Genomic DNA, 11,460 nt, shown 5'->3' on the forward strand with positions numbered 1-11,460 from the left:
GCGCACGCGGCAATGCCGACAGTTCGGTCGTCCGCGTTGACACCCTCACCGGCCTGGTGGTGGGCTCACGCCTATCGGCGCCATCTGCGGGGACCGGCTATCTGGATCGAGGAGAGGCCCGTGCACTTCGGGGGGAAGAGGCCCAGGGCCGCGGGGGCGACGGCCATGGCTGCCGCGGTCATCGGCGGGCTGCTCGGCGGCGCCCCCGCGGCCGCCGCCGCACCGGTGGACCACGGCTCCCCGGGCGCCTCCACACCGGAGCGCGACAGCGGCGACGGCATACCGCCCGTATGGCCGCGCCCTCAGTCGCTGCGGGCACACGGGCCGGAGCTGGCCCTGGGGGACGAGGCCACGCTCATAGCCGACGGCGACGCCGATCCGTACGCCCTGGACGCGCTGCGCGGCCTGCTGCACGACGCGGGGGTGCGCACCGTCAACGAAGCCACCCCCGGCGGCAAGGCCCCGACGCGCGGACTGGTGGTGCAGGTGGGCGGCCGGGGCGCGGCCGACGCCCTGCGCGCCCTGCGCGCCCCCGAGCGCGGCGACCTCCCGTCCGGCGGCTATCTCCTGGCCACGGGCCCGGTGGAGGGGCGGCCCACGATCGCGCTGTCCGGCGTCGGCCCCGACGGTCTCTTCCACGCCGTCCAGACCCTGCGCCAGCTGTTGGTGAAGCGGGAGGGCAAGGGCTCCGCCGTCGCCGGGGTGACCGTCCGCGACTGGCCCGGGACGGCCGTAAGGGGCACGACCGAGGGCTTCTACGGCTCCCCGTGGTCGCACCGCGACCGGCTGGCCCAGCTCGACTTCATGGGCCGCACCAAGCAGAACCGCTATCTCTACGCGCCCGGCGACGACCCTTACCGGCAGGCTCGCTGGCGCGACCCCTACCCCGCCGAGCGGCGCGAGGAGTTCCGCGAGCTGGCCACGCGCGCCCGGGCCAACCACGTCACCCTCGGCTGGGCGGTCTCCCCCGGCCAGGAGATGTGCTTCTCGTCCTCGAAGGACCTCAAGGCGCTGCTGCGCAAGGCCGACGCCATGTGGGCGCTCGGGGTGCGCTCCTTCCAGCTGCAGTTCCAGGACGTCAGCTACAGCGAGTGGCACTGCGACGCCGACGCCGACACCTTCGGCTCCGGCCCGGAGGCCGCCGCCACCGCACAGGCCAAGGTGGCCAACGCCCTCGCCCGCCATCTGGCCGGCCGCTACCCCGGCTCGGCCCCGCTGTCCCTGATGCCGACCGAGTACTTCCAGGACGGCGACACCGAGTTCCGGCGCGCGCTGTCCGGTGCGCTCGACGACGGCGTGGACGTCGCCTGGACCGGGGTGGGAGTGGTGCCCAGGACCATCACCGGCGGTGAGCTGGCCGGTGCCCGGTCGGCGTTCGGCCACCGCCTGGTCACCATGGACAACTACCCGGTCAACGACTGGGCCCAGGACCGGATCTTCCTCGGCCCGTACACCGGCCGCGACCCGGCGGTGGCCACCCAGTCCGCGGCGCTGCTGGCCAACGCCATGGAGCAGCCGACCGCCTCCCGGATCCCGCTGTTCACCGCCGCCGACTTCGCCTGGAACCCGCGCGGCTACCGCCCCCAGGAGTCCTGGCAGGCGGCCATCGACGACCTCGCGGGCCCCGACACCAAGACCCGCGCCGCCCTGCGCGCCCTCGCCGGGAACGACGCCTCCTCGACGCTCGGCGGCGACGAGTCCGCGTATCTGCGCCCACTCCTCGACGCGTTCTGGACGGCCCTGGCCGGTACGGACGTGGGGCGGCTGGAGCGGTCCGGGGACCGGCTGCGCGACGCCTTCCGGACCATGCGCGACGCCCCCGAGCGGCTGTCCCGCACGCTGGGCGACGATGTGCGGCCCTGGCTCGACCAGCTCGGCCGGTACGGCGACGCGGGCGTCCGGGCCGTGGACATGCTCACCGCCCAGGCACGTGGCGACGGAGCGGCGGCCTGGAAGGCCCGGCTCGCGGTGGAGGCGCTGCGCGAAAAGATCGGGGACAGCCGGGTCACGGTCGGCAAGGGCGTCCTCGATCCCTTCCTCGCCAAGGCCCTGACGCGGGCGGACGCCTGGTCGGGCGTGGACCGGACCCCGAAGCAGGGGCTGCGGACGGGCAAGGACGACCGTGCGGCGGCCGACGGTAAGGCGGCCACGGAGGTGGCGTCCCCCGGCCGCCCGGTCACGGTGCGCTTCGGCCGCAGCCGTCCGCTCTCCTCCGTCTCCGCGCTCACCGCCCGGGTCCGGGACGCCTCACCGGGCACCGTGGAGGCGCATGTCCCCGGTAAGGGCTGGCGCAGCCTGGGTGCGCTCTCGGGCAGCGGCTTCACCCAGGTCAGGGCGGCGGACGGGGACAGGGACCTGCTGGCGGACGCGATCCGGCTCAGCTGGCCGGCCGGCACCACCCCGCCGGCCGTGCACGAGATCACGCCCTGGTTCGGCGACACCCCGGACGCCGAGCTCACGCTGTCCCACAAGACGGCGGACGCGGAGATAGGCGGCGGCGCGGCCATCGTCGAGGCACAGTTGGTCTCCCACCGCCCCGGCGATGTGAGCGGGGACCTTACGGTGAAGGCGCCGCACGGCATCACCGTCCGGGCCCCCGGCGGGGTGACGGCCCCACGCGGCGGCGCGGTGACCGCCCGCTTGGAGATATCGGTGGCCCAGGGCACCAAGGCGGGCAGCTACTCCCTCCCGGTCCGCTTCGGGTCGGAGGAGCGCATGCTGACCGTAAGGGCGCTCCCGAGCGCCGGCGGCCCGGACCTGGCCCGTGCGGAGGGCACGAAGGCGACCTCGTCCGGCGACGAGACCGCCGACCTCCCCGCGTCCGCCGCGATCGACGGCAAGGCGGACACCCGCTGGTCCTCCCGGCCCGAGGACGGCGCCTGGCTCCAGCTGGAGCTGGCCCGCCCGGCCCGGATCGGCCGCCTCGAGCTGAACTGGCAGGACGCCTACGCCTCCCGCTACCGCGTCCAGGTCTCCGGGGACGGCCGCACCTGGCGCGAGGCGGCGACAGTCGCCCATGGGAAGGGCGGGCGGGAGTCGATCGGCATGGACGCCCCGGACACGCGTTTCATCCGCATCCAGGGCGTCGAGCGCGCCACCCGCTTCGGCTACTCCCTCTGGTCGGTCGCCGCCTACGCGGTCCAGAAGGATTAGGGCCCGGTCTCAGGGCCCGGTCTCCCCTCCGTTCCACGGTGCCCCGGTTCCCCGCCGGGCACCGGTGGCTCCCGGCCCCTGGTTCCTACCGGCCAGGGGCGAACCGGGCCTCAAAAAAATGGTGACCCGGATCTCAGGCGGATTTGCCGTCGATCCGGGCCATGGCGTCTTCCGCGCCGTATGCCTGCAGGTATGGCAGCCAGCGCGGGTCCCTATGCCCCGTGCCGATGATCCGCCACGCGAGCCCCGAAGGCGGCGCGGGTTGATGGCGCAGCCGCCAGCCGATCTCGGCGACATGGCGGTCTGCTTTGACGTGATTGCAGCGACGGCACGCGGCGACCACGTTTTCCCAGGTGTGCTGCCCGCCACGGCTGCGCGGGATGACGTGATCGACGCTGGTTGCGACGCCACCGCAGTACGCGCATCGGCCGCCGTCGCGGGCGAACAGCGCGCGGCGGGTGAGCGGGACGGGGCCGCGAAAGGGCACCCTCACAAAGCGCTTCAGCCGGACGACGCTGGGTGCGGGGATCGCGCGGGACGCGCTGTGCATCAGGGCGCCTGAGTCCTCAAGGCTGATGGCCTTGTCGTTGAGGACGAGTATGAGCGCGCGGCGGAGCGGTACGACGCCGAGGGGCTCGTACGACGCGTTGAGGACCAGGACATGCGGCACGGGGGCCTCCTTGTACGCCGGCGGCGCGTGGCTCGCGCCGGGACGATCTCCCCCAGTTTCCCCTGAACCCTGGCCGGAACGCCACTATCACCGGGTTAACGGTTGAGAGGCATTTCCGCGTACCGCGCGTATACCGCCCGCGCGCGGTAGGGGCGGCGGCCGCTTGACCACCGTCCCGACAGCCTTCCGGCGGCCTCGCTCACGGTGCGCGGGCAGCGGGACCCCACTGCGGAGTGGCAAGAATCACGGCCCTTCCCCCGCTGCTGCCACCGCGCCCTCCCGGCCGGGGCAGAAGGTGGAATTGCGGCCTCCGGCCCCGCTCATACGCGCCCCCTGAGCACGCTCGCGCCCTCTCGAACACAGGAACGGCGCGTCTCGCGCCCCGCTACTGTGTGAGAGGTTCCGCGCGCGGGTGATGCGTGCGGGCATGTCGCATACGAAGGGTTTCTGCTGTGTTCTGGTCCGCTGCTCTGGCCGCAGACTCGACGCCTCGTCCCACGACTCTCGACGATGCGCATAGGAGCGCCACGAACGCCGCGGGCTGGGTGGAGGAGAACTGGTCCACCTGGCTCGGCATCGGCCTGCGCATAGCCCTGATCCTGATCATCGCCTTCGTACTCCGGTCCGTCATCCGGCGAGCGATCACCAAGCTGATAGAGCGGATGAACCGCACGGCCCAGGCCGTCGACGGCACCGCGCTCGGCGGGCTGCTGGTCAATGTGGAGCGCCGGCGACAGCGTTCCGCGGCGATCGGCTCGGTGCTGCGCTCCGTCGCCTCGTTCATGATCATGGGCACCGCGGCGCTGATGATCCTCTCCGCGCTGCAGATCAATCTGGCGCCGCTGCTGGCCAGCGCCGGGGTCGCGGGTGTGGCGATCGGTTTCGGCGCCCGCAATCTGGTCACCGACTTCCTCTCCGGTGTCTTCATGATCCTCGAGGACCAGTACGGGGTCGGCGACACGGTCGACGCCGGGGTGGCCTCGGGCGAAGTGATCGAGGTCGGGCTGCGCGTCACCAAGCTGCGCGGGGACAACGGCGAGATCTGGTACGTGCGCAACGGCGAGGTCAAGCGGATCGGCAACCTCAGCCAGGGCTGGGCGACGGCCGCGCTCGACGTCCAGGTCCGGGCCGAGGAGGATCTGGACCACGTCCGTTCCGTGATCACGCAGGTCGGTGTGGACATGGCCAAGGACGAGCCGTGGAACGAGCGGCTGTGGGAGCCGATCGAGGTCCTGGGGCTCGACGCGGTCTATCTGGACTCGATGATCGTCCGGGTGTCGGCGCGGACCATGCCCGGCAAGTCGCTCGGTGTCGAGCGGGAGCTGCGCTGGCGGATCAAGAAGGCGCTGAACGAGGCGGGCATTCAGCTCGTCGGCCGGCCCCTGGACCCGGAGCTGCAGACCGAGGCCGTCGATCCGTCGGCCACCACGGCGGCGCCGTCGGCGCTGGCCAACCCGGACTCGCCGCAGTCCACGGCGGCCAGCCCGCTCTCCGCCCCCGCCGGCCCGGCCGCCACCCCCTCCGCGACGGTGCCGCCGCCCACGCAGAAGTGAGCACGGCGCACACACGGAAGTAAGCGCGCGGCCCACGCGGAAATGAGCGCGGCGGACGTGGCAGGGCTCCCGCCCCGGGGAGGGACGGGAGCCCCATGGCAACCGTAAGGAGCTCAGCCCCGGCTCAGCGGCGGTGGTGTCCGCCGAACGAGCTGAGATAGCCGGCCGCGGGGGTGCCCACGCCGGTCACATCGTCGTAGCCCACGACCGCGTGCAGTGAGCTGTCCCGGCCGAGGCTGCGCAGCGAGGTCACCAGCCCGTCGGAGTCGTCGTGGCTGTTGACGTAGTCGACCCGGACCACGCCCAGCGAGACACCGGCGCCCAGCGGGTGATCGGTCACATCGTGGTACGAGGCGGTGCCGTACCGGTCGTACAGCGACGGGTTGGCGAAGCCGATCGGCTGGCCGCCGCGCGCCTGCTGGGCGAGCGCCTGGACACCGGCGATCACGGGCGCGGCCAGCGAGGTGCCGCCGATGCGGTACTCGCCGTACTGGAGCGATCCGTCCGGGAAGGTCTGCGTCTGGCCCACCAGGAAGCCGGTGTTGGGGTCGGCCACGGCCGCGACGTCCGGGGTCACCCGCTTCTTGGCCGTGCCGCCGCCTGCCAGGGCGAGCGAGTCCGGGACCACTCCGCGCTGGTAGAAGGGCTGTGCGACGGTCTTGCTGGTGCCGCCGCCGGCGCCGGAGGTGTACGCGCCGGGCAGCGCTTCCCAGTTGGTGCCGTCGGCCGAGAGCGTGGCCTTGGTGGTGCCCCAGCCGGTCTCCCACTGGTATGTGTCGCCCTTGCCGACGGCCAGGGAGGTGCCGCCGACCGCCGTCACCCACGCCGAGTTGGCCGGGGTGTCGACCTGCTTGGTGCCGGTGGACGCCACGTTGTCGCCGTTGTCACCGGAGGAGAAGTAGAAGCCGATGCCCTCGACCGCGCCCTGCTGGAAGATCTGGTCGTAGGCGGCGGCCACGTCCGGGGTCTCGTTGGCCTCCACATCGCCCCAGGAGTTGGAGACGATGTCGGCCAGCCGGTTGTCGACGACCTTGGCCAGCGAGTCGAGCAGATCGTCGTCGGTGCAGGAGGCCCCGCCGACGTAGACGATGTCGGCCGCGGGCGCCACCGCGTGCACCGCCTCGACGTCGAGGGTCTCCTCGCCGTACCAGCCGCCCGCGTCGCACTCCTCGGTGTACCGGTAGTCGGCCGGCAGGACCTGCGTCAGCTGGCCCTCGCGGTAGGCCGGGTCGCCGTTGCGCCGGGCGTACTTGGCGGCGTCCGCGGCGATGGTCGGCGAGGCGAAGGCATCGGTGATGGCGACGGTGACGCCCTTACCGGTGTGACGGCTCTTGGCGCCGTAGGCGGCGCGCAGTTGCTTGCCGGTGTACCCCTTGATCGCGTACGGCTGCTTGGCGCCGTAGGCCGACGGCAGACTCCGGTTGGTCCGGGAGCCGTAGGAGGTGGAGAACGGACCGGCGTTCTTGAAGACCGGCCCGGGGGGCGGGAGGGTCTCGTCGTGCTTGGCCCGCTTGGGCGCGTTGTCGAGGCCGACGACGGTCAGCACCGCGCCATGGAGCGAGGCGGGCACGGTGGCCGCGTTCGACGGCGCCCGGTAGACCTCGCCGCCCTTGGTGTAGTCGTGCAGCTGGGTGCCGAACGCCCGCTCAGCGGCGGCGACTTCGCCGGTGACGGACAGATAGTGCTGGTTGGCGCCGGTGACGTCGAGCCCGGAGCCCTTCAACCAGGCGGTCACGGCATCCTTCTGTTGCCGTGTCGCTCCGAAACGTGCCTGGGCCTGCCGGGCCGGGAGATACCTGCCGTAGTCCGGTGAGGACGGGTCGGACACGGCCTTCGCGTAGTCGGCCAGCCCCTTGGCGTCCCGTCCGGCGAGGTAGACGCGGGCGGTGACCTTATCGCCGTCATCGGTGGCGCCACGATCCGAACGCACCGTCGCCCAGGTGGGCTTGGTGCCGCTCAGGGTGTCACGGCCTTGCGGTGTGGAGTCGGCCTGGGCCGTGGGTATGCCCAGTGCGAGCGCACCGGCCACCAACGGCAGCGCCGCCGCCAGACCCAAGGCCGTGCGCTGTCTGGAACGGGCCGCGCGCTTCCGGGAAGAAGATCTCACCAAACCCCCTGCGATACGAGTAGTCGCATTCCGGTGGGGGCCGACGATCACAGCCACCCCACCGGAGGCCACTCTTACGGTGACTTGTCCATGCCAGGCACATGCGAGATCCATCTCTTCGCCAAGAACCCACCAAGGAAAGCCCACCCATGACCCATTGACGCCACCCCGGTCCGCCCCCTAGCTTGCTGTTCATCAATAGGAAACTTTCTTAACAGAGTGAGGACGGGGGCAGCACATGGCCGCACCACCCGGCAGCAGCACGCAGGGCGGCACGCCCGGGACTCCCCGCGTCCTCCGCGCCATGAACGACCGCGCCGCACTGGAACTGCTGGCCGCGCACGGGCCGCTCACCCGGACCCGGCTCGGGGAGCTGACCGGGCTGTCCAAGCCCACCGCCTCCCAGCTGCTGACCCGCCTGGAGTCCGTCGGCCTGGTCCGCACCACCGGGAACGTCACCGGACGGCCGGGGCCCAACGCGCAGCTGTACGAGATCGATCCCGCCGCCGCCCATGTGGCCGCGCTCGCCGTCGACCAGGAGGGCATCACCGCCGCCGTCGCCGACATCACCGGCCAGGTGGCCGGTGAGCACCGGGTGACGGCCCCGGCGACCGACGAGAGCCTGACCAACCGGACCGGAGAGCTGGTCGCCGAGGCGGTGGACGGGGCGCTGGCCGCCGCCGGGCTCGGCCGCGACGATCTGCACTCCACCGTGATCGGCACCCCCGGCGCGCTCGACCCGCGCACCGGGACGCTGCGCTACGCCCCGCATCTGCCCGGCTGGCAGTCCCGCACCCTGCGGGACGAGCTGGCCGAGGTGCTGCACACTCCGATCGTCATCGAGAACGACGTCAACCTCGCCGCCATCGCCGAACAGCACCACGGCACCGCCCAGGACTTCGACGACTTCGCGCTGGTCTGGGCCGATGAGGGGGTCGGCGCGGCCATCGTGCTCGGCGGCACCCTGCTGCGCGGCGCCACCGGCGGGGCCGGCGAGATCGGCTATATGCCGCTGCCGGGCGCCCCGCTGGCCCGGGGCGGACCGGACGCCACCGCCCGGCCGGACGGGGGTGGGGGGTTCCAGAAGCTGGTCGGCTCACCCGCCGTCGTGGAGCTGGCCCGCGACCACGGGATCGACGCGCCCACGGCCACCAAGGCGCTCGCCGCCGCGCTGCGCACCCCCGGCCCGGGGGACGAGGTGCTGACCGAACTGGCCCGCCGGCTGGCCACCGGGCTGGCCTCCGTCGTCGCCGTGGTCGACCCGGAGCTGGTCGTCCTTTCGGGTGAGGTCGCCCAGGCCGGCGGGGAGCGCCTGCGTCAGCTGGTCGAGGCCGAGATGACCGGTCTCGCACTGCCCCGCCCGCAGTTGCGGATCAGTGAGCTCGAGGGGGATCCGATTCTCATCGGCGCGCTGCGGACGGCGGTCGCCGATGCCCGTCAGACCGTTTTCGACACCGCCCGGTTCGACGCCTGATTCACCGCCCCACTCTCCCCGTACTTTCCCCTCCCCGTACTTTCCCCTCCCCGTACTTTCCCCTCCCCGTACTTTCCTCTCCCCGTACTTTCCTCTCCCCGTACTTTCCTCTCCCCGTACTTCCTGGTTCATCATCCGGCGCCCGCACCGCCGCTTCCCCCTGCCGTCCCCCCGTACCGCAGTAAAGGAAGTCCCCCATGCCACGAAAACTGGCCGCTCTCGCGTCGGTGCTGAGCGCCGGCGCCCTCCTCCTGACGGGCTGCGCCAATCCCAGCACCGGCAGCGCCGAGGACGATCCGACCAAACCCGTCACGCTGAAGTTCTGGCACGGCTGGTCGGAGAAGAGCGAGGTCAAGGCGATCGATGCCAGCATCGCCCGGTTCGAGAAGCTCCACCCCAATATCAAGGTGCAGGCGACCGGGAACGTCACCGACGCCACCGTGAACCAGGCGCTGCGGGCGGGCGGAAGCGATGCCCCCGATGTGGTCTCCTCCTTCACCACCAACAATGTGGGGCAGTACTGCTCGTCCGGGATGTGGGTGGACCTCAATCCGTTCATGAAGAAGACCGGGCTGGACAAGACCAAGGTCTTCCCGAAAACGCTGCTGGACTACACGAGCTACGAGGGCGACCAATGCGCCCTCCCGCTGCTCGCCGACGCGTACGGCATGTACTACAACAAGGACGCCTTCGCGGAAGCGGGCATCAAGCGGCCGCCGCGCACCATGTCGGAGCTGCGGCGCGACGCCGTCAAGCTGACCAAGCGCACCAAGAGCGGCGGCTATCAGCGGGTCGGGTTCATGCCCAATTTCCGGCTCTACCAGAACAGCCCGGACCGGCTCTTCGCCCAGTGGGGCCCGTCCTATTTCGGCAAGGACGGCAAGGCGCGGCTGGCGAAGGAGAAGGCGGCCAAGGAGTTCTACGCCACCACCCGGGAGCTGATCCGGAGCCAGGGCGGCTATGGGCCGCTGGAGACGTTCCGCACCTCCTTCGGCGATGAGATGTCGTCCCAGAACGCCTTTCTCACCGGAAAGCTCGCCATGCATATGGACGGCGAATGGCGCGGGCTCTTCATGAAGGGCGCGAAGTTCAAGTGGGACACCGCTCCGCTGCCCGTGCCCGACGACCGGCCCGAAACCTACGGCCGGGGCTATCTCACCGGCACCGTGGTCGGCATCGCGCACTCCAGCACCCACCAGAACACCGCCTGGGAGCTGGTGAAGTTCCTGACCGCCGACACCGATCAGGTGGTCGCCTTCGCCAACGCCATTCACAATGTGCCGTCCACCAAGGCGGCGCTCACCTCGCCGAAACTGGACTCGGATCCCACCTTCCGGGCCTTCCTCGACATCGCGCAGAACCGCTACAGCACCGCCCTGCCGCCCTCGATCAACGGCGGCCAGTACGTCACCTCGCTGCAGGACTTCTCCTACGGCGTCGAGGCGGGCAAGGTGCACGATCTGGACGCGGGGCTAAGGGAACTCGATGACGAGATAGACGCCGACAATCTCCAGGCACAGAACTGACGGAGTGCGATATGGCCACTTTGACGAACGCCCCCGCCCTGCGCCGCAAAGCACGGCGAGAGCGGCTGCGCACCCTCGGTTTTCTCTCCCCCTGGCTGGTCGGCTTCACCGTCTTCTTCGGCTATCCGCTGATCGCCACCGTCTACTTCTCCTTCATGCACTACAACCAGATCGAGGCCCCGACCTTCGTGGGACTGCGCAACTGGCGTTATGTGCTGGAGCAGATGCCGCTGTTCGGACCGGCGCTGTGGAATACACTCTGGCTGGTCGTGGTCATGGTGGCGCTGCGGGTCGTCTTCGGCCTGGGCATCGGACTGCTGGTCACCAGGATCAAGTCCGGGGTGGGATTCTTCCGCACCGCCTTCTATCTGCCGTATCTCGCCCCTCCGGTGGCGGCCACCGTCGCCTTCGTCTTCCTGCTCAATCCCGGCACCGGCCCGGTGAACGACATCCTCGGGAATATCGGGATCCACGCGCCGAACTGGTTCAACGACCCGGCCTGGGCCAAGCCCTCCCTCGTGCTGCTCTCCCTGTGGGGCATCGGGGATCTCATGGTCATCTTCATGGCGGCCCTGCTGGACGTGCCCAAGGAGCAGTACGAGGCGGCCGAACTCGACGGCGCCGGGGCGTTCCACAAGTTCCGCTATGTGACCTGGCCGTCGATCACCCCGATCGTGATGTTCGCGGTCGTGACGGGTGTCGTCCAGACCATGCAGTACTACACCCAGGCGCTGGTCGCCGGAAAGCTCGCCTCCGGGGTCAGCATCGGGCCCGGATCGGTCATCCAGCCCGGCTATCCCGACCACTCCACGCTCACCGTGCCGCAGCTCGTCTACTCGCTCGGCTTCCAGAACTTCAACACCGGAGCCGCCTGCGTGCTCTCGCTCGTGCTGTTCGCGATCGCGATGGCCGTGACGACGCTGCTGATGCGCAAGCGTGCCGGACTGCTGTCGGCCGAGGACTGAGAGGACCGATCC

The 11,460-nt window shown here is 71.0% G+C and carries 7 protein-coding genes; 5 read left to right on the forward strand and 2 right to left on the reverse strand.

Features of this window, described 5'->3' with window-relative positions:
• Positions 1-165: 165 nt before the first annotated feature.
• Complete coding sequence (locus AS97_RS17365) at positions 166-3,153, forward strand: beta-N-acetylglucosaminidase domain-containing protein (RefSeq protein WP_210565238.1); 2,988 nt, start codon at positions 166-168, stop codon at positions 3,151-3,153.
• A 133-nt stretch (positions 3,154-3,286) separates the two neighbouring features.
• On the opposite strand, the gene AS97_RS17370 is transcribed toward AS97_RS17365, so the two are convergent.
• Entirely contained in the window at positions 3,287-3,823 is a 537-nt protein-coding gene (locus AS97_RS17370; protein WP_059145675.1) for an HNH endonuclease, read from the reverse strand.
• 452 nt (positions 3,824-4,275) lie between these two features.
• Here AS97_RS17370 and AS97_RS17375 point away from each other — a divergent pair, with 452 nt between their 5' ends.
• Complete coding sequence (locus AS97_RS17375) at positions 4,276-5,376, forward strand: mechanosensitive ion channel family protein (protein WP_059145674.1); 1,101 nt, start codon at positions 4,276-4,278, stop codon at positions 5,374-5,376.
• A gap of 124 nt (positions 5,377-5,500) precedes the next feature.
• Here AS97_RS17375 and AS97_RS17380 read toward each other — a convergent pair whose 3' ends face one another.
• Complete coding sequence (locus AS97_RS17380) at positions 5,501-7,426, reverse strand: S53 family peptidase (protein WP_197049154.1); 1,926 nt, start codon at positions 7,424-7,426, stop codon at positions 5,501-5,503.
• 295 nt (positions 7,427-7,721) lie between these two features.
• Here AS97_RS17380 and AS97_RS17385 point away from each other — a divergent pair, with 295 nt between their 5' ends.
• The 3 genes from AS97_RS17385 (at position 7,722) to AS97_RS17395 (ending at position 11,448) form a co-directional block, all read left to right on the forward strand.
• The gene (locus AS97_RS17385; RefSeq protein WP_059145673.1) at positions 7,722-8,957 is read left to right on the forward strand and encodes an ROK family transcriptional regulator; all 1,236 of its coding nucleotides are present in this window, start codon (positions 7,722-7,724) and stop codon (positions 8,955-8,957) included.
• A gap of 197 nt (positions 8,958-9,154) precedes the next feature.
• Positions 9,155-10,483, forward strand: coding sequence for an extracellular solute-binding protein (locus AS97_RS17390; RefSeq protein WP_210565239.1), 1,329 nt, complete (start codon positions 9,155-9,157; stop codon positions 10,481-10,483).
• An 11-nt stretch (positions 10,484-10,494) separates the two neighbouring features.
• A complete protein-coding gene (locus AS97_RS17395; protein ID WP_059145671.1) occupies positions 10,495-11,448 on the forward strand; it encodes a sugar ABC transporter permease in 954 nt (317 codons plus the stop codon).
• The last annotated feature ends 12 nt before the right edge of the window (positions 11,449-11,460 follow it).

Origin of the sequence: Streptomyces sp. AgN23 (assembly GCF_001598115.1) — a bacterium.
Lineage (GTDB): Bacteria > Actinomycetota > Actinomycetes > Streptomycetales > Streptomycetaceae > Streptomyces > Streptomyces antimycoticus.

What these genes read in the sequence shown, in the direction of transcription:
- AS97_RS17365 (WP_210565238.1), top strand. Translation starts at nt 166, where the DNA reads ATGGCTGCCGCGGTCATCGGCGGGCTGCTCGGCGGCGCCCCCGCGGCC.
- AS97_RS17385 (WP_059145673.1), top strand. Translation starts at nt 7,722, where the DNA reads ATGGCCGCACCACCCGGCAGCAGCACGCAGGGCGGCACGCCCGGGACT.
- AS97_RS17390 (WP_210565239.1), top strand. Translation starts at nt 9,155, where the DNA reads ATGCCACGAAAACTGGCCGCTCTCGCGTCGGTGCTGAGCGCCGGCGCC.
- AS97_RS17395 (WP_059145671.1), top strand. Translation starts at nt 10,495, where the DNA reads ATGGCCACTTTGACGAACGCCCCCGCCCTGCGCCGCAAAGCACGGCGA.